This is a genomic window from Tundrisphaera macrotermitis, from assembly GCF_051175315.1.
GTDB lineage: Bacteria > Planctomycetota > Planctomycetia > Isosphaerales > Isosphaeraceae > Tundrisphaera.
In genome coordinates, this window is sequence record NZ_CP195100.1 from 4,771,948 (window position 1) to 4,798,607 (window position 26,660).

11 protein-coding genes are annotated in these 26,660 nt (G+C 71.7%); 5 read left to right on the top strand and 6 right to left on the bottom strand.

The window, feature by feature from the left end:
* The first annotated feature begins 2 nt into the window (after window positions 1–2).
* From TA3x_RS19305 to TA3x_RS19315, 3 genes are all read left to right on the top strand, one after another.
* Window positions 3–2,402, top strand: coding sequence for a helicase HerA-like domain-containing protein (locus tag TA3x_RS19305; protein ID WP_435016297.1), 2,400 nt, complete (start codon window positions 3–5; stop codon window positions 2,400–2,402).
* Between the two features lie 121 nt (window positions 2,403–2,523).
* On the top strand, window positions 2,524–5,013 hold the full coding sequence (locus tag TA3x_RS19310) for a PSD1 and planctomycete cytochrome C domain-containing protein (protein WP_435016298.1): 2,490 nt from the start codon (window positions 2,524–2,526) through the stop codon (window positions 5,011–5,013).
* 27 nt (window positions 5,014–5,040) lie between these two features.
* On the top strand, window positions 5,041–6,408 hold the full coding sequence (locus TA3x_RS19315) for a DUF1501 domain-containing protein (protein ID WP_435016299.1): 1,368 nt from the start codon (window positions 5,041–5,043) through the stop codon (window positions 6,406–6,408).
* 18 nt (window positions 6,409–6,426) lie between these two features.
* On the opposite strand, the gene TA3x_RS19320 is transcribed toward TA3x_RS19315, so the two are convergent.
* From TA3x_RS19320 to TA3x_RS19330, 3 genes are all read right to left on the bottom strand, one after another.
* Window positions 6,427–7,857: a DUF1501 domain-containing protein gene (locus tag TA3x_RS19320; protein ID WP_435016300.1), complete on the bottom strand. Its 1,431-nt coding sequence runs from the start codon at window positions 7,855–7,857 to the stop codon at window positions 6,427–6,429.
* 19 nt (window positions 7,858–7,876) lie between these two features.
* Window positions 7,877–10,897, bottom strand: a complete 3,021-nt coding sequence (locus tag TA3x_RS19325) for a PSD1 and planctomycete cytochrome C domain-containing protein (RefSeq protein WP_435016301.1) — start codon at window positions 10,895–10,897, stop codon at window positions 7,877–7,879.
* A 128-nt stretch (window positions 10,898–11,025) separates the two neighbouring features.
* Window positions 11,026–12,057 (bottom strand): DUF1559 domain-containing protein, encoded by a 1,032-nt coding sequence (locus TA3x_RS19330; protein WP_435016302.1) that lies wholly within the window; start codon window positions 12,055–12,057, stop codon window positions 11,026–11,028.
* A gap of 348 nt (window positions 12,058–12,405) precedes the next feature.
* Between TA3x_RS19330 and TA3x_RS19335 the strand changes: the two genes are divergently transcribed.
* Window positions 12,406–15,870, top strand: coding sequence for a zinc-dependent metalloprotease (locus TA3x_RS19335; RefSeq protein WP_435016303.1), 3,465 nt, complete (start codon window positions 12,406–12,408; stop codon window positions 15,868–15,870).
* A gap of 74 nt (window positions 15,871–15,944) precedes the next feature.
* Here TA3x_RS19335 and TA3x_RS19340 read toward each other — a convergent pair whose 3' ends face one another.
* The 3 genes from TA3x_RS19340 to TA3x_RS19350 all read right to left on the bottom strand — a co-directional run bounded on the left by TA3x_RS19340 (window position 15,945) and on the right by TA3x_RS19350 (window position 25,918).
* On the bottom strand, window positions 15,945–18,860 hold the full coding sequence (locus tag TA3x_RS19340; protein WP_435016304.1) for a DPP IV N-terminal domain-containing protein: 2,916 nt from the start codon (window positions 18,858–18,860) through the stop codon (window positions 15,945–15,947).
* 152 nt (window positions 18,861–19,012) lie between these two features.
* Window positions 19,013–22,267: a hypothetical protein gene (locus tag TA3x_RS19345; RefSeq protein WP_435016305.1), complete on the bottom strand. Its 3,255-nt coding sequence runs from the start codon at window positions 22,265–22,267 to the stop codon at window positions 19,013–19,015.
* Window positions 22,268–22,399: 132 nt separating this feature from the next.
* On the bottom strand, window positions 22,400–25,918 hold the full coding sequence (locus TA3x_RS19350) for an MSCRAMM family protein (protein WP_435016306.1): 3,519 nt from the start codon (window positions 25,916–25,918) through the stop codon (window positions 22,400–22,402).
* Window positions 25,919–26,134: 216 nt separating this feature from the next.
* On the opposite strand from TA3x_RS19350, the gene TA3x_RS19355 reads away from it, so the two are divergent.
* Window positions 26,135–26,551 (top strand): hypothetical protein, encoded by a 417-nt coding sequence (locus TA3x_RS19355; protein WP_435016307.1) that lies wholly within the window; start codon window positions 26,135–26,137, stop codon window positions 26,549–26,551.
* Window positions 26,552–26,660: the final 109 nt, after the last annotated feature.

Here is a 26,660-nt window from a genome sequence, read left to right on the forward strand (position 1 = left end):
ACATGCCCCCCGTCTCCTTCACCGTCTCCGAGGTCCGGGTCGCGGCCACCTGCCCGCGGATCCTCTACTTCGACGCCGAGCACGCCCGCCGCGACGGCCTGAAGGCGCGGCCGGTGACCCGGATCTGGAAGGCGGGCGACGGCGAGGCGACGGCCTGCGGGTCGCTGTTCCACCACGCCGTCGAGCGGTTCAACCGCCTGGCGGCCGACGCCGCCGAGGTGCGGGCGGCCCTGGCGGGGTCGCCCGACCCGCCGGAGATCATGCGCGGGCTGCTGGCGTTCCTCAACGGCCGGTGCGTCGACCTCGACGCGCTGGCCGCGAAGCCGGTCCCCCAGCGGCTCGCCTTCATCGAGGCCTTGCAGGTCTACGTCAAGGAACTGGCCGACATCGTGGCCGACGCCCTGCGCCGGGGCAAGCCGGCCGACGAGGTGATCGGCCAGATGTTCGGCGACAAGCGGAGGCGGGTGGACGTCACCTTCCCGGTCGGGCCCGAGGGGGAGCCGGTCCACGTCTGCGGGATCCTCGACTACGTCTTCTTCGACTGGAGGGCCGGCGGCCACCGGATCATCGACTATAAGCTGACCCCGGCGCGCGAGCCGACCGGCGACCTGTTCCAGGTCGGCCTGTACGCCCTGATGCACAACCTCCAGCACCGCACCGAGGCCGGCGTCGGCGTCCTCTACCTCCATCCCCGGCGGCTCATGGCCGAGATGGCCTGGGGGCAGGTCCACGAGTCGCGGCACAAGGTGTTCGACCTCCTGGCGTCGATGGCCGCCTGGGTCCGGTACGACGAGGCGAGCGGGTCGGGCCTCAAGCCGCCCGGCGAGCCGAACGCCTGCGGCCATTGCAAATGGGACCGGGGCGGCCAGTGCGCCCGACGCCTCGGCCCCAAGCACGAAGGCCGTCGCCTGCACCACTGGGCCGACGCCGACGCCGGCGCGGCCGAGCCGAAGGTCGTGGTCCGGGCGGGCGACGGGGGGGACGCCGGCCTGGCCGACCTGGTCGTCCACGTCGTCGCGACGGCGGCGCCCGCGCGGGATCCTGCATCTCGCCCCTCGCCTGTTCCATCTCCCGAACCTCCCGGGATGACGCCCGAGGTGGCCGCACCCGCCGCCGATGCCCTGCGGATCGGCTCGATCGGAGATCAGCCGGTCGGCCTGCCGCTGTCCGCGCTGCCGACGCACGTCGCGGTGGTCGGCGCGGCCGGGAGCGGCAAGACCTGGATGGCCAAGGTCGTGGCCGAGGAGGCGGTGCGGCAGGGGGTGCCGGTGCTGGCCATCGACCCCCAGGGGGACCTGGTCCAGTTCCTCCGGCCGTCGGCCCGGGTCGACGGGCTGACCGAGGCGGAGGAGGCGCAGCGCCGGGAGTTCCTGGCCCGGGTCGAGCCGAGGGCCTGGACCCCGGGCACGTCGCACGCCCGACGGCTGGGGCTGGAGCCGATCCGCCTGCCCGGCCGGGCCGAGTGGGCCAGGGTCGACGAGGAGGGGCGAGACGGCCTGCTCGTCGGCGCCGCGGCCCACCTGGTCGGCCTGGCGGCGATGGGCGGCGAGGTCGACTCGCAGCAAACCTTCGTCCTCCAGATCCTCCGGGCCCTGATGGACCGAGCCTCGGACGCCGGGGTGGGCCTCGACGCCATCGCCGCGGCGATCGCCGATCCCGAGGGGTTCGGGGTCGACGCCCCGGATCGGTTCATCCGCAAATCGGAGCGCGAGCGGCTGGTCCGCAAGCTCAACGGCCTCCGCTTCGGCCCCTCCTCGTCGCTCTACACCGGCGGGACCCCGCTCGACCTCGACGCGATGCGCCGGCCCGACGTGCCGGGCAAGACGCCCCTGAACGTGATCTACCTCAACGCCCTGGGGGACGACGCCCGCAAGCAGGCGTTCGTGGCCTCGCTGGCGGCGGAGATCTACCGCTGGATGGTCTCGTCGCTCGACGCCGGGGCGGGCCGGCCCAACCTGCTGGTCTACCTGGACGAGGCCCGCGACTACATCCCCGCCGGCGCGGCGCGGCCGCCGGCCAAGGACCCGTTGATCCGCCTGTTCGCCCAGGGCCGGAAGTACGGCGTGGCCTGCCTGCTCTGCACCCAGAGCCCGCGCTCGGTGGACTACAACGTCTTCGGCAATTGCAGCACCAAGCTGATCGGCCGGCTGGAGGCCGCGCAGGACGTGGACCGCGTCGCCGAATGGTTCGGCCGGGAAGGCCCGACGCCCCCCTGGCTCGCCGGCCGGAAGGGGGCCGAGGCCGGCAGCTTCGTGGGGCGCTGGCCGGGCATGACGCCCCAACTGGAGGGCCGGCCGTTCCGGAGCCGACCCCTGTTCTCGCTCCACGAAGGGGCCTGGTCGCCCGACCGCCTGGCCCGCGAGGCGTCCGCGACGCCCGATGGACCGCCCCCGACGGCGTGATCGGCGGGAAGGGGCCGGGATCCCGCCCGGACCTTCAGGCTACCCGGGCGGGCGTGGGGACGGTATGTTTGTTGGAGCCATGTTTGACAATCGGAACGGGTGCGTCTCCGAGGGGGTTGGCATGAGCCGGATCATCCGAGTCCTGGCCGTGGTCGCGTGGGCGAGCGCTTGCGGGCCGGCCGCCCGGGCCGGGGGCGAGGACGCCTCCTCCGAGGCGTTCTTCGAACTCAAGGTCCGCCCGGTGCTGGCCCGGTCGTGCGTGAAGTGCCACGGCGAGCGGAAGGGCAGCGGCGGCCTCCGGCTCGATTCCCGAGAGGCGATCCTGGCCGGCGGGGACTCGGGGCCGGCGGTGCTGCCCGGAGATCCCGGCTCCAGCCTCCTGATCCGGGCGATCGGCCACCGGGACGACGACCTCAAGATGCCGCCCGACACGCCCCTGTCGCGCGCCCAGCAGGACGACCTGGCGGCCTGGGTCGCCGCCGGGGCCCCCTGGCCGAAGGGCCTGGCAGCCCGGCCCATCGAGGGGGCCGGCCACTGGGCCTTCGAGCCGTTGCGGGGCATCCTGCCGCCCGAAGATCCGTCCGGATGGGCCACGCAGCCGATCGACCGGCTGATCGCCGCCGAGCAGAGGAGCCAGGGGCTCCGCCCGGTCGCGCCGGCCGACCGGCGCACCCTGATCCGCCGGGCGACCTTCGACCTGATCGGCCTGCCGCCCGAGCCGGCCCGGATCGAGGCCTTCGCCGCCGACGATCGCCCGGAGGCCTTCGCCCTGCTGGTCGACGAGCTGCTGGCCTCGCCGCGCTATGGGGAGCGCTGGGGCCGCTACTGGCTCGACCTGGCCCGCTACGCCGACACGGCCGGGGACAACTCGGACTACCCGATCCCGCAGGCCCATCTCTATCGCGACTACGTCATCGATGCCTTCAACGCCGACCTGCCCTACGACAGGTTCCTTCACGAGCAGCTGGCCGGCGACATCCTCGCCGCCGAGGGCCCCCGGGAGGACTACGCCCGCCGGGTGATCGCCACCGGATTCGTCGCCCAGGCCAAGCGATTCGGCACGGTGCTGCTCGAAGATCCCCACCAGATCATCGAGGACAGCCTGAACACGACCGGTCAGGTGGTGCTCGGGCTTTCCCTCCGCTGTGCCCGCTGCCACGACCACAAGTTCGACCCGATCGGCGCCCGGGATTATTACGCCCTCTACGGCTTCTTCGCCGGGACGAAGTATCCCTTCCCGGGGGCGGAGGAGGTCCGCCGGCAGAGCGAGATGGCGCCCCTGATCCCGCCCGCCGAGCAGGCCGAGGTCAGGGCCCGGCATGCCGGGGCGATCGCCGACCTCCGCGCGGGACTGAAGGACCTCGAAACGCAGGGCGAGGCGGCGGCCCGGGTGCGGGACCTGGGCCTGGAAGTCGCGACCCTGGAATTCCTAGCGGCCACCGCCGGGGATGGCCCGCCGTCCGGCCCCCTGGAAGCGGCAAAGGCCGCGCTGGCGGGGGCGATCCGGGAGCGGGACGGGCAGATCAAGCGGCGCCAGGGCGAGATCCAGCGGATGGAAAAAGCCGGGCTGCTCGCCACGGTCCCCCACGCCTATGCGGTCCGCGACGGGGACCCCACCGACGTCAAGCTCCACATCGGGGGCGACCCCACCAAGCTCGGCGAACTCGTCCCGCGCGGGGTCCTCCGGGCCCTGGAACCGGACGGCACGATCGACCTGCCCCCGACCGGCAGCGGGCGCCTGGCCCTGGCCCGGTGGCTGACCGACGGCCCGCCCCGCCCCTTGACGGCCCGGGTGATGGCCAACCGGATCTGGCAGCACCACTTCGGCAAGCCGATCGTGCCGACCCCCTCGGACTTCGGCCTGCGGGGGCTCCCCCCGTCGCATCCGGACCTGCTCGAATGGCTGGCCGGGGAGTTCGTGGCCTCCGGCTGGTCGGTCAAGGCCATGCACCGGCGGATCATGCTCTCGGAGACCTACCGGCTGGCCTCCGACCACGACTCCGGCAACGCGGCCCTCGACACCGGGAACGCCCGGTACTGGAGGTTCGACCGCCGACCCCTCGATGCCGAGGCCCTGCGCGACGGCCTGCTGGCCCTGGGGGGGAACCTCGACCTCTCCCGGCCCGGCCCGCACCCGTTCCCGGCCCCGGAGTCGTGGACCTTCACGGCCCACCACCAGTTCAAGGCGGTCTACCCGTCGGACCATCGCAGCGTCTACCTGATGGTGCAGCGGCTGCACCCCCACCCTTACCTGTCGCTGTTCAACGGCCCGGACACCAGCGTGACGACCGCCACCCGCGACGGGTCCACGGTCGCCTCGCAGGCCCTCTACCTGCTCAACAACCCGTTCGTCCACGACCAGTCGCGCCGCCTGGCCAGCCGGCTCATCGCGGACGAGGCGGACCCGGCCGCCCGCCTGGGCCTGGCCTATCTCCGGGCCTTCGGCCGGGGGCCGACGGCGGCCGAACGGTCCCGCGCGATGGCCTTCCTGTCGGGCTACGAATCCCGCCTGGAGGCGGAAGGCGTGGCCGCCGAACGCCGGGCCGAGGAGTGCTGGGCCGCGCTGGCCCGCGCCCTCTTGGCCTCCAACGAATTCCTCTACGTGGACTGACGGGTGGACCGTCGAGGAGCCTTTCCCATGGCCGGCACGCCGATCGATCGTCGGTCCCTGCTCCGCCGGGCCTCCGGCTTCGCCGCGGCCGGGGGGCTGGGGCTTTATCGCCAGCTTTCCGTCGCCGCGGCCGCCAACGAGGGGCACCCGCTCGCCCCCAGGCCGGGGCATTTCCCCGCCCGGGCCAAGAATCTGATCATCTTCTTCATGACGGGCGGGATCTCGCACCTCGACACGTTCGACTTCAAGCCGAAGCTCCAGGCTGCCCACGACAAGCCGTTTTCCGGGCGCAAGCTCCTGGCCTCCCCCTATGCGTTCCGCCCGCGCGGCGAATCCGGCAAGATGGTCAGCGAGCTATTCGAGCACGTCGGCGGCGTGGTCGATGAACTCTGCTTCTTGCACACGGTCCACGGCGACTCGGCCGGGCACTCGGCGGCGACCCTGGGCATGCACACCGGCTCGGTCACGATCCCGATGCCCAGCCTGGGCTCCTGGATCAGCCACGGCCTGGGGACGCTGAACACCAACCTGCCCTCGTTCATCGTGCTCGCCGCCAAGGAGCCGTATAACGGCTTCCAGGCCTGGGATTCGAACTTCCTGCCGGGCTACCACAAGGGCGTTCGCGTGATTCCCGGCCCGTCGCCCCTGCCCGACGTGCAGAGCCCGGTGGCCTCCGTCTCCCGCCGCGAGTTGGAGGGTTTGATGCTCCGCGACCTGAACGCGGCGCACCTCTCGGCCCGCGACGGCGACCACGCCCTCGCCTCCCGCATGGCCACCTTCGAAACGGCGTATGGCCTGATGCGCGAGGCCCCCGAGGCCTTCGACCTCGGCCGCGAAGACCGCCCGACCCTCGATCTCTACGGGGCCGACGCCGCGGATCCGGCCTCGTTCGCGTCGCAGTGCCTGGTCGCCCGCCGCCTGGTCGAGCGCGGCGTGCGGGTGGTGGAACTCTTCGACGTCGGCTCGAACACCAATTGGGACAGCCACGGCGACATCGGCGACCACAAGAAGCTGGCCAGGAACATCGACCGGCCCATCGCCGCCCTGATCGCCGACCTCAAGCAGCGCGGCATGCTCGACGAGACCCTGATCGTCGGCTGCTCCGAGTTCGGCCGGACCCCCTGGCAGGACCTCACCCCGCGCGGGCGGGGCCACCACAGCCGCTGCTTCACCTGCTTCTTCGCCGGCGGCGGGGCGAAGCGGGCCTTCAGCTACGGGGTCTCGGACGAGTATGGCGATTCCCCCGCGGAGAACCCGGTCCACGTCCACGACTTCCACGCCACCATCCTCCACCTGATGGGGCTGGACCACACCCGGCTGACCTATCGCTACTCGGGCCGCGACTTCCGGCTCACCGACGTCCACGGGAACGTCATCAAGGAGGTCATCGCCTGAGCGATCCTCCGCCCGCGTTCAGGGCAGGATCTCGCGGATCACGTGGCCGTGGACGTCGGTGAGGCGGCGGTCGATGCCGTCGTGGCGGACCGAGAGGCGCTCGTGGTCGATGCCGAGGAGGTGGAGGATCGTGGCGTGGAGGTCGTAGCCGGTGGAGGCGCCGGAGGCGGCCCGCCAGGACCAGGGGTCGCTCTCCCCGTGGGCGACGCCGGCCTTGACGCCGGCGCCGGCGAGCCAGGCGACCGAGGTGCCGCCGTTGTGGTCGCGGCCGGTGGCCCCCTGGGTGAACGGCATCCGGCCGAACTCGGTGGACCAGATCACCAGGGTATCGTCGAGCAGGCCCCGGGCCTTGAGGTCGGCCAGCAGGCCGGCGGTGGGGCGGTCGACGGTGCGGGCGATCGCCGGGAGTTCCTTGGGGATGTCGGTGTGGTTGTCCCAGTTGTCCTTGGGCCCCCCGGCACCGCTCCAGACCTGGACGAACCGGACGCCCCGCTCCAGCATCCGCCGGCCCAGCAGGCAGCGGCGGCCGAAGTCGGCGGTCGTCGGGTCGTCGAGCCCGTAGAGGTCGCGGGTGGCGGCCGATTCGCCCTTCAGGTCGAGCGCCTCGGGGGCCGCCAGCTGCATCCGGGCGGCCAACTCATAGGAGGCGATCCGGGTTTCGAGCCGGGAGTCCCCCGGGCGGTCCCCGGCGTGGCGGCGATTCATCGCGGCCAGCCGGCGCAGTCCCTCGGACTCGGCGTCGGGCGGGGCGGATCGGGCCGAGACCCCGGGCGGGAACAGGTCGGGGATCGGGTCCGGTGCAGAGGCGTTGATGGTCGTCCCCTGGTGCGCCATGGGGAGGAAGCCCGCCGAGAAATTCCCCTTGGCGTTGTAGGGCAACCCCTTGGGGTCGGGCAGGACCACGAACGTGGGCAGGTTGTCCCCCAGCGCCCCGAGGCCGTACGAGATCCAGGCCCCCAGGCAGGGGAAGCCGGGGGTGAGGAACCCCGAGTTCATGAGGTAGCTGGCCGGCCCGTGGACGTTGGTGCGTGAGGTCAGGGCCATCACGAAGGCCAGGTCGTCCACGCGGGTCGCCAGGTGGGGGAAGACGTCGCTGACCCAGCGGCCCGATTCCCCGTATTGCCGGAAAGGGAATGGCGACTTCATGAGCCGGCCGGGGGCGCTGGTGACCCCCTCGACGTGCTCGCCGGGGTCGAACACCTCGCCGTGGCGCCGGTCGAGTTCCGGCTTGCGGTCGAAGGTGTCCATCTGGCTGACGCCGCCGTTGAGGAAGATCTGGATCACCCGGCGGGCCTTCGCCGGGTGGTGGAGCCCGCCGTTGAGGTCGGCGCGGGGGCGATCTTCCCCGGCTCGGGCCTCACCGCGACCGAGCAGGTCGGCCAGGGCGATGCCGCCGAGCCCGCCGCCCACCCCCCAGAGCCAGTCGCGTCGCGATGACCGTCCCAGCATGGTCCCGAACCTCCGGCGATCAATCCACGAACAGGAATTCGCTGCTGTTGAGGAGCATCCGGCAGAAGCTCGCCAGGCAGTGCCGGGCGGCATAGTCCGCCCATTCCCGGACCTCGTCGGGCCCCGGGTCGCGGCCGACCGCGAGGGCGAACCCGGCGCGGATGCGGCCCTCGGGGTCCGCGGCCATCCCTTCCAGGCGGCGGGCGAAGTGGTCGCAATGGCGGATCACGAACGGGTCGTTGAGCAGCGCCAGCGCCTGCAACGGCGTGACCGAGGCGTTCCGCGTCGGCGTGAGTTGCGAGGCGTCGGCGGCGTCGAACAGGTCCATGAACGGGTCGGGCAGGGTCCGGAACGAGAATCGGTAGACGCTCCGCCGGCCGGAGCCGGGGGCGTCCCAGTCGTACGAGGCATAGTCGACCGTGGGCGTGACGTGCACCCCGGGCCCAAGCGTGAAGTGCCGCGCCGACGGCCCGCCCATCATCGTGTCGAGCCGGCCCGACGCGGACAGGATCGCGTCGCGGATCTGGTCGGCGTCGAGCCGGCCCCGGTTCATCCGCCAGAGCAGGCGGTTGTCGGCGTCGATCTCCGCCTTTGCCGCGTCGTGCGCCGACGCCTGGCGGTAGGCGGCCGAGGTAACGATCATCCGGTCGAGGGCCTTGAGCGACCCGCCCCCGTCGCGGAACGTGCGGGCCAGCCAGTCGAGCAGTTCGGGGTGGCTGGGCGGGCTGCCCATCCGGCCGAAGTCGTTGGGGGTGTCGACGATCCCCCGGCCGAAGTGGGCCTGCCAGGCCCGATTGACGATCGACCGCCAGGTCAGGGGGTTGCCGGGGTCGGACAGCCACCCGGCCAGGGCGATGCGGCGGTCGGCCTCGCCCGGCACGTCGAACCGGGCGGGCAGGCCGGCCACGCACGCCAGGGCCCCCGGCACGGCCGCCGCGCCGGGCTGGCGGATCTCGCCCCGCTTGAGGACGAAGACCGGGCGGGGGGCGGCGGTCGGCCTGTGGCTGGCGTCCGGGACGAAGTCGGGGGCCGCCGCGTAGACCATCGGCCGGGGGGGCAGGGCGGCGATGCGGCGATCCAGGTCCTCGAGCCGGTAGATCGCCGCGAGTTCTCGCCGCTGCTCGGGCGTGCGGCCCTCCGCCGGGATCGCCACGAGCGCGGCGAGCGGCCCCGGGAGCGACCCCGCCCGCGCCGGCCGGGGGGCGGCGGTGACCGACAGGCGGAACCGGCCGATGGTGTGCCCGACCGGGAAGGTCTGGCGGAGCACGAACCGGAGCGTGGTGCCCCCGGCCGATCCGACATCCTCGCGGAACTCGAAGACGCCTTCATGCGGCTTGCCGACCTCGGGGTGGATCCCCCAGGCGGTCTGCCCGTTGCCGTCGATCGATGCGGCGATCCCCCATCCGGCCTGATCGAAGTCCGCCACGGCCCTCGCGATCGGCGTGATGTTCCATTCGCCATCAGTCGATGAATGGGAGACGGCGATCTCGGTCAGGTGGAGGTTGCCGTTGTCGTTCCGCCCGGGCCCCCGGGACGGCAGGCGGTCGTCGGGCAGGAGTTCGAGGCGGGCGGCGGTGATCCCGGCCAGGTCGGCCCGGGCGGTGATCGTGTAGGTTTCCTCGGCCGGTTTGGGGCCTTCGGCCAGCACCGATCGGTCGGGCTGCACGGTCAGGGTCGTGCCGGACGCGGCCTCCAGTTGGGAGGGTTCGAGGACCGTCCAGGGGGTGCGGGATTCGGCCAGGTTCTTGGCCCACAAGGCGACCTCGGACTGGGTCGCGTCGTCCATCAGCGATGCCAGCGCCGCCGGGTCGCGATCGGCGAGCGCCTTGCGGCGGGCGGCGAGGTCGCGGCGGAGGCGGTGGACCTCGGGCTCGGGGTCGTAGGGGCGGTCGCCCCGGCCCACGCCGGCGAACACGGCCTGGAGTCCGTAGTATTCGGCCTGGGAGATCGGGTCGAACTTGTGGTCGTGGCACCGGGCGCAGTGGACCGTGCTGCTGACGAAGGTGGACATCACGGTGGCCACCATGTCGTCGCGGTCGAGGTAATGGCCGACTTGCCGGTCGATGCTGTCCTCGCGGATGTCGCGGAGCGAACTCTCGTCCCACGGCCCGGCCGCCAGGAAGCCCAGGGCCGGGGCCAGCCCGGGCTCGTCGGGGTAGAGGGCGTCGGCGGCCACCTGCTCGCGGACGAACCGGGCATAGGGCTTGTCGGCGTTGAACGAGCCGATCAGGTAGTCGCGATAGGGCCAGGCGTTGGGCCGGATCCGATCCTGGTCGTGTCCGTGGGTCTCGGCGAAGTGGGCCAGGTCCATCCAGCGGCGGGCCCAGCGCTCGCCATAGTGCGGGCTGGCCAGCAAGCGGTCGACCAGCCGTTCATAGGCGTCGGGCGCCGGGTCGGCGAGGAACGCGTCGACCTCGGCCGGGGTGGGGGGCAGGCCGAGCAGGTCGAAGGTGACGCGGCGGATCAGGGTCCGGCGGTCGGCCTCGGGCGAAGGCGTGAGCTTGTCGCGGCGGAGCCGATCCAGCAGGAAGGCGTCGATCGGACCCCGGGCCCACCGCCTCCCCGCGTCATCCAGGCCCGGCACCGCCGAGTCGCCGATGGGCCGGAGCGCCCAGCGATCGGCCTCCGACTCGGGCTTCGCCCCGGCGTCGCGCGTGTCGACCGCCCCGTCCTCCACCCAGCGGCGGAGGTCGGCGACCACCGCGTCGGGGAGCTTCCCCTTAGGCGGCATCGGCGCAACCTCGCCGCCCCGCCCGATGGCCTGGATCATGAGGCTCTCGTCGGGCCGGCCCGGCACGACGGCCGGCCCCGACTCGCCCCCGGTGCGGGCGGCCTCGCGGTCGTCGAGCCGCAATCCCCCCTTCGCCTTGCCCGACCCGGCCGAATGGCAGGGATAGCAATGCTCGATCAGGGCCGGGCGGACCTTCGCCTCGAAGTAGTCGCGCCTCGGCCCGTCGTCCGCCCCCAGCCCCGCCGCGGCCAGGCAGAAGGCCGCCGCGATCCGGCGGACGGCGGCCCGTCGTCCCGATCCTTGCCTCATGGTTGGGTCACGCCTCGCCCCCGAGGATCTCGATCGGACCCATCCTAACGCCGCCCCGCCCCCGAGGGTAAGGCCATCCCGGCGGCCCGCCCCGTCAAGATGGGGCGGCCACGGCCGGGATGTGGTCATCAATAGCTGTCGGAGCTCACGACCTCGCCCCCGGCCCGGGTCCCCAGGGCCCACCAGGTCGACTGGTTCACCGTGGACTTCACGAACCGGACGCTCCCGTCGCCGAACAGGACGTTCGCCCCGCCCGGGTGGTAGCTGCCGGCGTTGTTGAAGGCCGCCGTGCCGACGTTGCTCTGCGAGCAGGCGCTCCACGTATGCTTGGTGGAACTGGGCACGGCGACGGTGTTGAAGAGCGTGTGGCCCTGCGCCCCCTTGCTCCAGAGGCCCCCCCGCGTGTTGTCGATCTTGGCGGAGCGGGCGTTGTAGACCGCATCGCAGGCGGACATCCCCGACTCGATGGAGGCCGGATCCTGGGAGGCGCTCAGCACGATGGCCGTGCTCGGGATCGAGGAGACCGCCGTGAGGGAGATGGCCTTGGTGAAGGTTTCCTGCGCGGGGCCGGCGGTCGCCTCGGCGAACGCGACGGTGGACGACGAGCCGTCGGTGGTGTCGCGGATCCCGTAGGACAACTGGTAGGTGAACAGACCATCGCTGCCGCGGTTGCCGCCCAGGGTGGTCGTGCCGAGGCTGGCGTGGTAGTTGTTCGTGTTCGGATTCCCGGCGTGAGGGTCGGACGGGCAGAGGAAGGTGTTGACCTTGCTGAGGATCACCGTGCTGTTGACGATCCAGCAGATGAACGTGTTGTTGGATTCCCCGACTACCCCCCAGTTGAAGTTGATCGCGTTGTACATGGCGGCCTGTTCGAGGTGGTTCAGCATCAGCCCCTGCGCGCTCCAGTTATTCCCCGTGGCGTAGCTGCCGACGCTCTTGCCCATGTTGTAGGACGAGCCGAGCGGGAACGCATCGTGGGTGGAGTGGTAGTTGTGGAGGCCGAGCCCGATCTGCTTCAGATTATTCGTGCACTGCATCCTCCGGGCGGCCTCGCGCGCCGCCTGCACGGCCGGGAGGAGCAGGGCGATCAGCACGGCGATGATCGCGATCACCACCAGCAACTCGATCAGCGTGAAACCGCGACGCGCCGACGTCCTCATGAGTGCGCCCTCGTCCTATGGGAGATGGATCTTCGCCCCGGATCCGTGCCGGATTCTCGCCGGTCGAACGTGGGGCCATCACGCCCGCGCCGATGCGGGGCGGCAACATCCAGGCAAGCAGAAAGGATCAACGAGATGAAAACTACCTCATTCGATGGCAGCCCGCAAGCGGAGGACAGCCGTCCGATCGAATCGGCCCGCGCGGGGTTGATGGGGACGGGCGGCACGTCCCGGGCCGTGGATTGATGCATCGACCTGTGGGCGGGCGTTGCCCGGGTTGCCCGGTCGGGCGAGAATCGTGTGGATCCCGATCGAATCGGCCCGGACCGCATCGAGGAGCCCCATCGAATGGCCCACTTCGCCCTCGCCGCCCTCATCTGTCTCGCGACCGCGGGCGAGACCCACACCGTCTCCGCCTCGACCTACTACCGGACGTTCTCGCGTGCCCACCCGGTCCTGCTCCGGGTCAGGCCGGGCGACACCGTGGCGACCAGGACGCTCGACTCGGCCGGCATGGACGAGAAGGGGGAGAAGCGGAGCGAGCCGTTCAACCCGCTGACCGGCCCGTTCTTCGTCGAGGGGGCCGAGCCCGGCGACGCGCTGGTGGTCAGGATCAGGTCGCTGCGGATGAACCGGGACTGGGGCTGGAGCGCCTTCCGGCTCGGCCTGTTCGCGCTGACGCCGGAGGATGTCGAGACCGTCTTCTCGAACCAGGACAAGCCCGACCTCGTGTTCAAGGGGCGATCGAGCCTGGTCCCCTGGGACCTGGATCTGGAGAAGAAGACGGTCCGGCTCCGCGAGCCGAAGAGTGCCCGGCTGGCGATGGAGTTCCCCGCCAGCCCGATGCTCGGCTGCATCGGCGTGGCCCCGCCGGGCGATTTCGCCCCCACCTCGGGACCCTCGGGGGCCTATGGCGGCAACCTCGATTACAACCGGATCGGCGAAGGGTCGACGGTCATCCTGCCGATCTATCATCCGGGAGCCCTCCTGTTCGTCGGCGACGGCCACGCCCTGCAAGGGGACGGCGAGTCGACCGGCACCGGGATCGAGACCTCGATGGACCTGGAGTTCGCCGTCGAGCTGAAGAAGAAGGCCGCCCCCGCCGGCCCCCGGGTCGAGACGGACGACGCGATCATCGCGATCGGCTCGCAGCCCGAATTCGCCAGCGCCCTGGACAACGGCCTGAAGATGGCCACCTCCGACATGGTGAAGTGGCTCGTCTCCGACTATGGCCTGGAGCCCTGGGCCGCCCACCTCCTGGTCGGCTATCATGGCCGGTACGACGTCGTCACCGTCGCCGGGTCGATGGCCCTGCGGATCCCGAAGTCCGTCCTTCCCGCCCCGGCCCCCGAGGTCCCGAGGGCCGCCGAAACGAAGCCAACGGCGGTTCCCGGGCCGATCGCCGAGCGGACCGCGAAGCTCGCGAAGGTGGACGGCCTCTTCCCGCTCTACTGGGACGAGGCGGCCGGCAAGGTCTGGATGGAGGTCGCCCGGCCCGGCCGCGAGTTCCTCTATCAGGTGACGCTGGCCACCGGGGTGGGCTCGAACCCGATCGGGCTCGACCGGGGCCAACTCGGCGACACCAAGGTCGTCGCGTTCCACAAGGTCGGGCCGAAGCTACTGCTGGAGGAGCCCAACTACCGCTTCCGCGCCCTCAGCGACAACGCCGACGAGCGGCGGTCCGTGGCCGACTCGTTCGCCCGGTCGGTGATCGCGGGCTTCAAGGTCGAGGCCGAGGAGGATGGACGCCTCCTGGTCGATGCCACCTCGTTCTTCCTCCGCGACGCCCACGGGGTGGCCGAACGGCTGGCCGCGAGGAAACAGGGGAAGTACAGGGCGGACGAGTCGCGGGGCGGCCTGGACCGGGCCGGCCTGAAGTCGTTCCCGAAGAACACCGAGGTCGAGGCCACGCTCACCTTCGCCACCGACGACGAGCCCGGCCCGCTGGTCTCCTCGACCACGCCCACGCCCCGATCGGTGACCGTGCGCCAGCGGCATTCGCTGGTCGAACTCCCCGAGCTGGGGCCGGGCTACACGCCCCGCAAGCTCGACCCGCGCGTGGGCCTGTTCGCGGTCGAGTTCGCCGACTTCGCCACGCCGACGGGGACCCCGATCGAGACCCGCTGGATCTCGCGGCATCGCCTGGCCAAGAAGGACCCGAGCCTCGCCGTCTCCGAGCCGGTCGCGCCGCTGGTCTATTACGTCGACCGGGGCGCCCCGGAGCCGATCCGCTCGGCACTGGTCGAGGGGGCGTCGTGGTGGGCCAAGGCGTTCGAGGCGGCCGGGTTCAAGGACGCCTTCCGGGTCGAGGTCCTGCCCGAGGGGGCCGACCCGATGGACCTCCGGTACAACGTGATCCACTGGGTCCACCGGTCGACGCGGGGCTGGTCGTACGGCTCGACCGTCACCGACCCGAGGACCGGCGAGATCCTCAAGGGGACGGTCTCGCTCGACTCGCAGAGGGCGCGGCAGGACGCCCTGATCGGCGCCGGCCTGGTCCCCACGGCGTCCGGGTGCGGGATGGCGATGCCCCCCGCGCCGGAGTATCTCGCCGCGGCCGACCCGGCGAGCGACCTGGGGGCGATGACCCTGGCCCGGATCCGCCAGCTCTCGGCGCACGAGGTCGGCCACACCCTGGGCTTCGCCCACAACTTCGCCGCCAGCAGCTACGAACGCGGCTCGGTGATGGACTACCCGGCCCCGAGGGTCAAGGTCGTCGACGGCCGGCTCGACCTCTCCGACGCCTATGGGCGGGGGATCGGACCCTACGACGAGTTCGCCGCCCGGTTCGCCTACGCCCAGTTCCCGCCGGGGGCGGACGAGGCCAAGGAACTGGGCCGGATCGTCGCCGAGGGGGTCGCCGCCGGGATGCGGTTCCTGTCCGACGATGATGCCCGTCCCCTCGGCGGCGCCCACCCGCTGGCGAGCCTCTGGGACGACGGCCCCGACCCCATCGCCTCGCTCCGCCACGAGATGAGCGTCCGGCGGGTCGGGCTGGCCGGCTTCGGCCCGGGAAATCTCCCCGAAGGGGCCCCCCTGTCGGACCTGGAGTCGAAGCTGCTGCCGCTCTACCTCCACCACCGCTATCAGCTCCAGGCCGCGGCCAAGACCCTGGGCGGGGTCGATTACAGCTTCGCCGTGAAGACGGCCGCCGGGCCCAATCCGCCGAAGGTCGCCGAGGTCGTCCCGGCCGCCCGCCAGCGCGAGGCGCTGGCCGCGGTGCTCGACGCGATCGACGCCAAGGAGTTGCTCCTCCCGCCGGCGGTCCTCGCGCTGATCCCCCCGACCGCCTTCGGCCACGAGGGGGGCACGGCCGAGTTGTTCCCGAAGCGGACCGGCCCGACGTTCGACCCGATCGCCGCGGCGACCATCGCCGCCGACCTCGCGGCCTCCGCCCTCCTGCAACCCGAGCGGGCCGCCCGGCTCGTCGAGTTCCACGCCCGCGACCAGGACAACCCCGGCTTCGGCGAGGTCGTCGACGCCCTGATTGCCCGGTCCTTCGCCCCCCGCGACCCGGACCCCCGAACCGCCGCGATCCAGTCCGCCGTCCGCCACCTCGTCGTCGGCCGGCTGATGGAGCTCGCGTCCGACGAGGCCGCCACGCCCCAGGTCCGGGCACTCGCGTCGAACGGCCTGCGCTACTCGGTCTCGGAACGGCTCACGCCCCTGATCCGGGACGAAGACAGCAGTGCCGATGCCCTGGCGATCCAGTCCGAGATCGCCCGGTTCCTGGCCCGCCCCGATGCCACCCATCGCCGGACCGAGCCCCTGGCCGCGCCCCCCGGCGACCCGATCGGCTCGCGGGGCCGGTGAGGCCGGGGGGCTCGATGCGGAGAACCCCCCGGAGCGGCCCTCGGAGCCCCATCATTCGAGCCGAGGGCCGTCTCCTACTTCGTCCACATCTCCCCCAACAACCGGACCATGTCGGGGTCTTGCTGCTCCAGTTCGCCGAGGTTGAAGGGGTAGAAATCGTTGCCCGAGAAGTACGCCTCGCTCGTCTCCGCGAAGTACTCCATCGGGTTCGTCATCGCGTAAGCCTTCTCGCGGGTGTTCGGCCGGCCGTCGCCGTGGTGCCTCTCGACCCGGTCGTATTTTCCCGACTCCCGGGCGCGGGCGAACGCGGCCCGGATCTCCGCGTTGGCGAATCCCTCCGGCACGAAGCGGTCGTGGTAGCCGTGGGCGAGTTCGTGCAGCGTGACGTTCGGCATCCGCTTCGCCTCGGCCTCGAAGATGCGGACGTTGTGGAACTCGACGGCTTTCGCCATCGCGGGGTCGCGAGCGTTCTTGCGAAGCCAATCCTCGCCCGGGTGGTACTCGGCAGAGGGGCGGACCCCGGGATACTCGGGGTTGAAATACAGCGGCACCCGTTGCAGCCGGGCCACCGCCTCCTTCGGCGCGACTCGCGTGATCTCCCCCAGTTGCTCGTCGAGGATGTCGATGGCCTTCGCCGTGAGCTTCGGTTCGGTCGCGAGCAGTTCGCGGTTCACGTGCACCGTCCAACCGCGAACGGCTCGCGTCTCGTAGACCGCCTCGGGGGCGGGGGCGTGGGGCGATCGCAGGTTGTCGTGCAGGTATCGGGTCATCGTGGACCACAGGTGCTGTTCGGTGTTCTTCCCCTCGCTCACCCCGTGCGACCGGTTGGGATAGGGGAGGACGGCGAACCGCTTGCCCTTCGCCACCAACTCATCCATGAGCCGTTCGGTCCCCTGGTAGTGGCAATTGTCGTCGCCGGTGCCGTGGATGATCAGCAAGTTGCCGCGGAGCTTGCCGGCGTGCGTGAGCGGCGATCCGTCCCGATAACCGGCCGCGTTGTCGGCCGGAAGCCCCATGTATCGTTCCTGGTAGATCGTGTCATAGAGCCGTTGATCGGCGACGGGGGCGATCGCGATCGCCGTGCGGTAGACCTGCGGATACCGGAACACGGCGTTCAGGCTCATGCTCCCGCCGCCGCTCCACCCCCACGACCCGACCCGTGTCGGGTCGATCGCGGGATGGCGTTCGAGCAACTTGCCCACCGCCTCCGCCTGCTCGCGCGAGGCGAGGATGCCGATCTGGCGATGGACGGATTTTCGCCACGCCCGGCCGCGCGGCGAGTCCGTCCCGCGATTATCGACGCTGGCCACGACGAACCCTTGCTGGGCGAGCATCCAGTGCCACAGGCCGCGCGGGCCGGGCCACGCATCACGCACGGTCTGGCCGTGCGGCTCGCCGTACACGTGCATCAGCAGCGGAACCCTGGCATCCGGGTCGAGTTCGGCCGGTTGGATGACCCATCCGTCGAGCGTCACGCCGCCGCCGATCTCCACCCGGGTGAACTCGATCCGGGGTCGTGCCAAAGTCGCGAGCTTGTCGCGCAGTTTCCGGTTGTCGGCCAGGGTGCGGACGACCGAATGATCGCGGAGCCGGACGATTTCCACCACGGGCGGCGTCGTGAAGTCCGACCGGGTGTGGACCGCCCACCGGGCGTCCGGCGAGATCTCGTAACCGTGCGTGCCCGGTTGCGTCGCCGGAGAGAGCTGTTCGGTGGCGGTGCCGTCGAGCTTCGCGCGAAACAGGTATCGTTGGGTGGGATTCGTCGGGGAGGCCGAGTAATAGAGCCAACCGCCCGCCTCATCGACCGCATCGACCTCGATGAGATCGAATTCTCCCCTGGTGATCGGCGTCGGAGGCGAGCCATCGACATTCGCGCGATAGGCCTGCCGCCAGCCCGAGCGTTCGCTCACCCACAGGAAGCCCTGGCCGCCATCCAGCCAGCGCACGGGGTTGTCGTTCTCCAGCCAGGCCTCGTCGGTTTCGGTCATGACCTTGCGAACTCCGCCGCCGTGCGGGTCCGCCAGCCACACGCGGAGTTCCGACTGCAACCGGTTGAACTGCTGGACCAGGACCTTCGACCCGTCGGGCGACCATTCCGCGCGCGGCAGGTAATGATCGCGCGGGTCGCCCGGGATATCGAGCCAGCGGACCGCCCCGCCGCCCGCCGGGACGACGCCCAGCCGGGTGGCCGAGTTCGCCTGGCCGACCTTCGGATAAGCGAACGAGGTGATTCGCGGGGAGTCGCTGACGACGTTGTTGACGAGGTGGAACTCCGAGACGCCGGCGGTGTCGAACTGCCAGAACAGGATGCTCCGGCCGTCCGGGCTCCAGCGGAAGCCATCGCGCAGGTCGAGTTCCTCCTCGTTGACCCAATCGCCGGTCCCATTGATGAGCGTCTTCGCGCCGTCGGTCGTCAGTGCCGAGATGCCGAGGGTCTGCAGGTCTTGCACATACAGGTTGTTTTCGCGCACGTAGGCCACACGCGAGCTGTCCGGCGAGAACTTCGCGAACATCATCGTGGATTCGGGGATCTCGCCGCCGAGCTTCCGGAGTTTGCGGGTTGCCACATCGAGCAGCCAGTAGTCGCCGCGCGTGTTGCGGCGCCAGACCTTCCGGCTGTTCGTAGAGATGAGCAGTTGCTTCTCATCGGGCGAGAAAGCGAATCCCTCGATGCCCAGCGGCTCCCTGGCGTCCTCGGGGATGAATGCGGCCGCCGGAATCAGGACCTCTTCCTTCCCCGTCGCGGGATCGTGTCGGACCAGTTCGACCCCTTTGCCGTTGGGCGACCTGTCGAGCGTGGTGTACGTCGATGACCTCTCGCTCCACCGCAGCTCCGGGACGGCCTCGGCGTCGAATTCGTGCGCACCGAACAGGCGATCGACCGTGAGTTGCGAGGCGTCGGGGCGAAGGTCCTGGGCGCCGAGCGTACCGCTCGTGCCGAGCAACACCAGCCAGCAGAGCGGCCACGGGGTCGGGATGAGATGACGCATCGGGGCTTATTTCTCGGATGTTTCGAGGGGTATGATCCGGGCTGATCAGGATACCTCAACGGCACGAGGGCCGAGGCCGAATGGAAGCGGCGCGATGCCCTCCCTCGTGCTCGGCAGGTGGTGCAGCCCGGCCGCTCGTGCCGACCCCATGTTCAGGGTGATGGATCGCCCACGGTCAGATAGAGATCGTTCGTCCGCCCCTCGCCGAGGCCGGAGTCGGCCGCGAAGGTCAGGTGGCAGGTGAACTGGCCCGGGGCCAGCGGGCCGAACCAGTCGGCGAGGTCGAGCTGCATCGCGTCGAACGACTCGGCCGGGGCCAGGGACCGCGAGTCTTCGCCCGGGTCGAAACGGGCCGTCCGGGTCATGGGCCGCTCGACACCTTTCCTGGGGTCGCCGAACCCCTGGTTGTCCGGCCTCTTGGGGATCTCCTTGAGCACGATCGAGACCCCGCGCCGGAGCGCCGGTTTCCCGTCGGTGCCCTGTCGGAGGAACTCCGTCGCCACCTTCTGGTCGACGCCCTTGTCGTTGCGGAGCCGGAGCGTCGCCACGATCGGCCGGCCCGGCGGGATGGGGGCACGCGTCATGTCGGGGATGGCGAGGTGGGCCTCCAGCCCGCTCGTGAGCATCAGGGGCCGGTAGGGGGCGGAGGGGAACTCGATCTCCGCCGCCGGCACCCGGGCGATCGTCGCATGGCCGACGAAGCCATAGAACCGCTCCCAGCGGCCCCCCTTCTTGACCTCCTCGGCCTGCCACACCCAGCCGTCGCGGAGGTAATCCCGGCGCATCTCGGTGTGGGTGCCCTTCTCGTCGACGAAGGAGACCTGCTGATCGATGGGGAAGGCCGTGAGCGTCGTCCATCGGGCCCGGAGCGGGAATCCCGACGGCGCCGCCGCGACCCGGACCTCGCCCTCGCCCTCGCCCTCCAGCGAGAAGATCGCGCGGGCCTCGCGAACATCCTCGGCCGAGGCCGGCCGCCCGAGCGGGGGGAAGCGGAGGTGCGCCTGCGCATGGGGGAAGTCGCGATCGCCGGGCGGGGCCTCGGCCGAGAAGCGGCGGCCGTATCGGCGGATGAACTCGGCGGCGGCGGCAACGGCGGCGTCGCGCCTGGCCTCGGGCCAGAACGGCATGCATTCCGGGGCCCCCTCCATCGCCGAGAGCTTCCAGGCCGCCCAGTCGCAGGCCCGGAACCTCCGCTCGGTCGTGGGCCGGTCCTCGGGCGCGACCACCCGCACCGGGCTCCCGCCGAAGCTGCTGGACATCCCCCAGTCCATCCGGAACGGGATCGAATCCTTCTCGGAGGGCAGGGCGGTGCCGACCTCGGCCTTGTCGGCCAGAGTCGCCAGCACCGCCTCGCGGAACCACGGCAGGACGATCAGCGGCGAGCCGATCGGATCTTGGAAGCTGAAGTAGTGCTGCGACTGCTCGCGGCTGACCAGGGGGAGCCATGGGGATTTCGGGTCGGTGAACATCGATCGGGTCGCCGCGTCGATCGACGGATCGTCGGGGGAGGCCCAGAGCGGCGTCAGCGTCTCCATCGGAGAATGTTCGATGGATTTCGGATCGATTTCCTTGACCCACGCCGCATATTCGCCCAACGCCGCCCGGTCGCCGGCGCGGGCTCGCAGGAGGGTGAAGTCGGCGATCGAGCGGCCGAGTCGCTGGTCGGACCCGCCTCCGCGGCGGTCGAGCGATCCCTCGCGGCAGGCGTCCATCAGGGCCTTGATCGTCGGCATCGCCGCGGCCTCGTCCCAGCGGGCGAACGACTCGGCCAGCGAGCAAGCCCGGCCCAGCCCGATGTCGGGGCTCGTGTTCGGGGTCCCCCGCGCGATCTCGGCGATCCGGCGGGCCATCAGTTCGGAGACGCTCGGGTCGCGCCGCGATCGGTAGGGCTCCCCCGCCATCGCGGGCTTGCCGTCCGGCCCCGGAGGCCGTCGGACGAGCACATTCATGCCGTCGGCCGTCCGCTGAATGGTCGAGTTCGAGGCCAGGCCGCCGATCGCCTCCGCCCACCGGTCCGGTCCGGCCTTGTCGTCGCCGAGGTCGCGAAACCATCGCTCCGGCGGCGGCGTGGCCCGGTTCTTCTCCCAGTAGGCCCGCATCGCCCCGGCCAGCTTCTTCCGGCCCTCGGGCGTGGCCTGGGCGGAATAGTCTTCGTTGCCATCGGCGAGGAACCGGCTAGTCTTGAGGAGCTGGACCAGCGCCGAATGGATGGCTTCGGTCACGGGGTGGATATGGCCGACCGAGCCGCCGCGGCCCTCGGACATCGACCGGGTGAGCCTGGTGTCGGAGGTGTAGGCGTCCAGGAGCGGGCCGATGGCGGCGTCCCCTTCCTGGATGAGGAGGTGGACCGCCTCGCCGCTGCCCGGGTGGGCCGAGCCGGGGACCGACATCTGGACGACGTGGATCTGGTCGAAGCTCCGGATCAGGGCCGCGACCCGGGACGACGGGTCGCCCCCCCGCGGCGGGATCGGGCCGCGCGGCGGTTCCTGGGCCCGGCGCTCCTGGTCGGCGAGGAACAGGGGCAATTCGCCCAGCGAATGGAGGTAGGAGGTCGGGATCGGCCGCCCGCCGGGGTTCGCCCCGTTGAGCTGGAAGCCCATCGCCTCCGCCTTCGCGTCGACCGCCTTCTGGAAGGCGGCGAGCCGCCGGGCCCCGTCGAGGGCCGCGGCGTCGTCGCCCCGGACGTGGGCCGAGGTCAGTCGGGAGAACATCCGCGATGACCACTCGTTCGCCAGGGTGACGAATGAGATGTGGTAGTCGGTCAGGTCGGGCCGGGGCCGGTCGGGGGTCCAGGTCGTCCCGGCGGCGAACAGGGACTCGGCCAGGTCGGCGCGGCCGAGGCGGAGCAGGAGGCAGACCTTCAGCGGCGACCGCGACTCGACGCCCTCCGGCCCGCCCTCGCCGAAGAACCGCAGGCCGAACCGACTCCCGGCGACGAACCCGCCCGCGTGGCCAAATCGGTCCGGACCCGGCGTCGACTCGCGGCCCTTCCGAACGGCCTCGGCCAGCGTGCGCATGTCGGCATCCAGGTCGGCCGCCGCGCCGACGGCGAGGGCGGGATAGACCACCCCGTCCCAGCCGACGGCGAATCGGCCGGCGTCGCCCGGCCGCTCGGGGAGGACGAACCCGCGGGCCTTGACCAGGCCGGCGTCGCCGATCTCGACCTCTCGGTATTCGCACCCGCGAGGGTCGGCCAGGCCGGCGTCGCAAAGCGCTTCGGTGGCCCGGACCAGGAACCGCGGGAGCTTCGTCTCGGGCGGCGTCCACGGGTCGCGCTGCCGGGGCGGGTCGGGGATCGTCTTGCCCTCGAACTTCGGCGTCGGCCGGAATTCGTCGGCGCCACATCCGACGAGGACCAGGAAGCCGAGTCCGATCGCCCGCGCGGCCTGGTGAACACGTCCGATCATCGTCCCACCTCCTTCGGGATTGGTCCCATTCTTTCGATTCGGTTTGGACCCGTCGCCCGGGTGCCGGGGGCTCGTCCCCGAACCCCTGGCACTCGCCGCCCATCGCCCTGGGGACATCGCGTCGTCCAGGGCCTAACGCGACTCGGGCCCGACCTGGATGCCGGAAAACGCGAACCTCAACGCCGCGCGGCGACGCTCCTCGGGGGGACGGCCGAGGGCCTCGGCCGCGGCGAGACGGGCGAGGGCCTCCGATGAGACGATCGTCCAGCCGTCCCGGACGCGCTCGGTCTTCCGGGCCGCCGCGGGCAGGGCCCGGATCAGCGACTCGACGATGCGGACATCTTGGGCGGCCAGCAGGCCGAAGAGCTGGGTGTCGTTCCCGCCGAAATGGCTCGTCCGGTCGAGCAGGGCCGGCAGCCGGTCGAGGGCGGGCGCGACGATCGCCGCGGCCATCGCGGGGTCGTACCGCGAGACGAGCAGGGCGAGGGCCGCCATCCTGGAGACGTCGTGGAGTTGGATTTCCTGCGGCCGGGGCGTCCGGCATGACGCGGCCAGCCAGAGCCGCTCGGGCAGCCGTTCGGGATCGAGCCGCTCGACCGCCGGCAGGAGCGACGCCATGAGGGCCGACTCCCCCGGGCCCGAATGGCTGTTGCCGCGGCGGGCGATCGCGACGAGCCCGGCGAACGCCTCGTCGAGCATCGCCCGGGCTCCGGCCGGGTCGACGTCCGCCCGCCTCGCGGCGATCAGGCCGAGCCCGTAGGGGGCGAGGCCGGGCCGGGAGAAGACCGGATCCCGCTTCGGATCCTTGCCGACCGCCCCCAGGAGCCGCTTCGCCCGCTCCGGGTCGGCGCGGCCCATCGCGACGGCGACCCGGAACGTCAGATCGTCATGATCGTCGAGGTTCGGCCCGCCCGACGCCTCGGGGAGGAGCCGCTCGGCCTCGGCCGGGTCGACCGCCGCGATCCGCGTCAGGGCCTTGCCCAGGTGGCGGCGGACCTCATCCTTGCTCGGTGGGCTGACGTTGGGCTGACCCTTCCGCTCGAAGATCGCCCGGGCCGCCGGCAGGTCGACGGCGGCCAGGACCTCGGCGAAGGTCTCGTCCTGGTACGAAAAACGGTTTCCGGGGGTCGCGGCGATGGCCGCCTGGCCATCGCGGAGGACCGGCGTGGCCCGGGCGACGTCGCCGAGGTCGAGCCACCGGTCGGCGATCTGGCCGAGGAGTTCGGCCTTGGCCCCGCCCGCGTCGGCGCGTCGGGCCTCGGCTAGGGCGCGGTCGAGGAACTCGCGGCGGCGGGCATCCGAGGCCGGCACGGCATCGGCCAGGGCGAGGAAGCCGAAGCCTCGCGACGCGGGGTCGCCGTCGGCCTCGATCGTGGCGACCGCCCGGCCGGGGTCATCTTCGAACCGGGCGAGCATGACCGCCGCCAGGGCCGCCGCCGGCTGGCCGACGACGCGGTCCTCGATCATCTCCTCCACGCGGTCGGGGTCGAGCCTCGCCAGGGCGGGGATGACCTGCGCGACGGCGTTCTCGAGCGTGCCGTGGCGGGCCTCGGCCAGCACCGGCTCGATCAGTTCGCGGCCCAGGGCCCGCTCCTCGGCCCGGGTCATCGTCGGCGGCAGCGTCTTCAGGGCGACGATCGGCGGCTCGCCGACGCGGGCGAGTCGGACTTCGACCGGCCCCTCACCGACGACGGCGCCGCCGAATCGGAAGCCCTCCGCCTCGGCGAAGACCAGGGCCGGGCCGGCGTAGATGCCGGCCAGCCGGAACCCGCCGCCGTCGTCGGTCGTCGCCTGCGTCCGCCTCGGCCCGTCCCAGGCATGGAACACGGTCGCGCCGGCCACGGGCTTGTTCTCGCGGTCCACGACCCGGCCGGTGACGATCCGGGTCGCGAGGATGCGGCGGAGCGTCACGTCGGGGAAGGTCAGGACGTCCCCCTCGCCCGCCTCGATCATGGCCGTCCGCCCCGACTCGTAGCCGGGGGCGTTGATGTCGACCTGATAGGCGCGGTGCTCGCGATCCAACTCCTGGGCGCTGCGGAACGCCCCGTCCGGTCCGGTCCGGAGCTGGCCCATCCCCGACGAGTACACCTGGCGGGGGGCGGCGGTGAGGCCCGGCCGGACCTCCCTCTCGGTAATCCGGACATTCGCCCCCGCGATCGGGACCCCGCCCGGCCCGAGCACCCGGCCGGCGACCGCGACCATCGGCCTCGGCAGGACCGTGACGACGACCGGGCCGGCCGCCCCCACGTCGGCGACGGTCGGCTCGTTGGTCGCGAGGCCCCGGCCGCGGGCGGTGATCTCGACCCGCGCCTTCGGGGCGAGCCCGGCCAGCGTGAAGGCGCCCCGGTCGTCGGACGTGGCCTGGGCCGAATACGACAGCTTGCCGATCGCGCTCGACGCCGACCACCGGGCCTGGACCGCGGCGCCGGCCACCGGCCGGCCGGCTTCGTCCCGGACCTCCCCCTTGAGCGGGGCCGCGGCCCGCAGCAACTCGTACGTCCCCGCCTCGACCCGGGCCCCGCCCTCCGGCACGGGGATGTCGTCGTTCTTGATCCCGCCCGCCGAGACATATCCTTCCGGGACAGTCGGCCCCCAGATCCGGGCCTTGCCAGCGAGGCTCAGGAAGCTGAAATGCCCGTCCGCGTCGGTCGTGGAGTCGGCCCCCTGCGAGGCTCCGGGTCGGAAGAGGTGGACCTGCATCCCCGAGACCGGCTTCCCCGTGCCGTGCTCGACGACCTTGCCAACGATCCTGGAGGCGCGGCGGATCGGGATCTCCAGCGTGTTCTCCTTGTCGGGATGAACGACCGGGGCCCTCGGGATCTCGGGGAGGGCGTCGAGGCCGTCCGGCGTGATGAGGGAAAGGCTGAGCGAACCGGGGACCAGTTCGGGCAGGTCGAACCGGCCGTCGTCGCCGATGTTGGTCTCGCCGTATCCGACCATCCGCCGGGCCCCGGGGGCATCGCCATCCTCGTAGGTCCAGGCTCGGACCTTCCAACCCCTGGAAAGCGAAGCGTCGCCGCCGTCGGGGACGAGCCGCCCCTTCAGGCCCGCGGGCTTGATGAGCACGACCCGCCTCGGCCCGGCCGGGGCATCGTCGAACCGGCGGGGCTGGGTCCCGTAGCCCTTGGCGATCACGTCGACGTAGACCGCGTCGTCGAACGCCTCGATGGTCGCGACGCCATCGGGCCCGGTCGTCCGCTCGGCGAGGTCGGAGATCGCCTCCGGCATGGTCGGGGCCCCCTTGATCCCCTGGACGTTCACCCTCGCCCCGGCGACGGGCTTGCCGTCGGGCCCCTCGACGCGGAACTCGGACTTCGCCGGGGCGCCCAGGACGACCCGCACGGCCTCGTCGGCGCCCGGGAGGGCCCCGGGATACTTCATCACGGCGGCGCGGCGGCCTGGGACGTAGGCCCATAGCGTCGGGACGACGTACGGATTCGTCGCCGACAGGTCGGCCGGGCGGTCGAGCCGGAATCGCCCCCCCTCGCCCGACTGCACCCGCGCCACCACAGGCGCCGCGCCGATCTTCGATCCGGTCAGGATCAGCTCGGCCCCGACGACCGGGGCCCCGGCGTCATCGACCACCGCGCCCACCAGCGGGGCCGTCGGCCCTGCCTGGAGGACGATCGCGATCAGCGTCATGCAGACCATCGGTCTTGACTCCGCGAGCGGTTTCGAACAGAGAGTCACGCCTGGCAGAGAGCTATTCCTTGATGGATGGTATCGGGTCCCTGCTCATCGCTCCAGGGGATAGGCCGAACCCATCGGATTGGTGCCAGAGCACACGCAGGGTGCCGAGTTCGAGACGGAGGCTCTTGACGGTAGGCCGACGGGAGAGCGTGCGTCGACAGGCCCCTGGATGGCCCGGTGGTCGAGGGCGTCGACGGTGAACTCCTCGCCGAAACGGGCCAGGAGGTACCGGCGGTGGGTCCGTTCGGATTCGCGAGTGGTGGCCTCGTTCGCCCCCGAGGTCAGCTCTCGCTCGCGGGGGTCGAAAAGCTCTTTCAGGGTCGCCTGATGCCGTTTCGACACATCCGGGGCGGCGGGCATGGCCGCCAAATGGCCGCCGGAGAGGCGGAACGGTCCGACCTCGGCGCCGGGCGGCAACTCCGGTCGTCCGCGTCTCAGATCCTTGATCGCCTCTTCGGTGGTGCCGCCGACCTGCTCCGCCTCGCGGTCGTCGGAAAGCGGGAGGGACCTTTGGAATGGCTGGCCGCCGAAGCGGAGGCGCGAATGGTAGCGCTCGAAGGCGGGATCTCGGTCGAAGGATTCTATCCGGGGTGACTCTGGTGGTTGCCCGTGAGTACCCCGCAGGTCATGTCAGGTGTCAGAAATTCACCCGGCGCATGCAAAAGGGGTCGCGGTTTTAGCCGCAACCCCTTATGCTGCTTTC

Bases quoted from the DNA above. Each gene is read 5' to 3' on its own strand.
- TA3x_RS19305 (WP_435016297.1), top strand. From the start codon at position 3: ATGCCCCCCGTCTCCTTCACCGTCTCCGAGGTCCGGGTCGCGGCCACC.
- TA3x_RS19310 (WP_435016298.1), top strand. From the start codon at position 2,524: ATGAGCCGGATCATCCGAGTCCTGGCCGTGGTCGCGTGGGCGAGCGCT.
- TA3x_RS19315 (WP_435016299.1), top strand. From the start codon at position 5,041: ATGGCCGGCACGCCGATCGATCGTCGGTCCCTGCTCCGCCGGGCCTCC.
- TA3x_RS19320 (WP_435016300.1), bottom strand. From the start codon at position 7,857: ATGCTGGGACGGTCATCGCGACGCGACTGGCTCTGGGGGGTGGGCGGC.
- TA3x_RS19325 (WP_435016301.1), bottom strand. From the start codon at position 10,897: ATGAGGCAAGGATCGGGACGACGGGCCGCCGTCCGCCGGATCGCGGCG.
- TA3x_RS19330 (WP_435016302.1), bottom strand. From the start codon at position 12,057: ATGAGGACGTCGGCGCGTCGCGGTTTCACGCTGATCGAGTTGCTGGTG.
- TA3x_RS19335 (WP_435016303.1), top strand. From the start codon at position 12,406: ATGGCCCACTTCGCCCTCGCCGCCCTCATCTGTCTCGCGACCGCGGGC.
- TA3x_RS19340 (WP_435016304.1), bottom strand. From the start codon at position 18,860: ATGCGTCATCTCATCCCGACCCCGTGGCCGCTCTGCTGGCTGGTGTTG.
- TA3x_RS19345 (WP_435016305.1), bottom strand. From the start codon at position 22,267: ATGATCGGACGTGTTCACCAGGCCGCGCGGGCGATCGGACTCGGCTTC.
- TA3x_RS19350 (WP_435016306.1), bottom strand. From the start codon at position 25,918: ATGGTCTGCATGACGCTGATCGCGATCGTCCTCCAGGCAGGGCCGACG.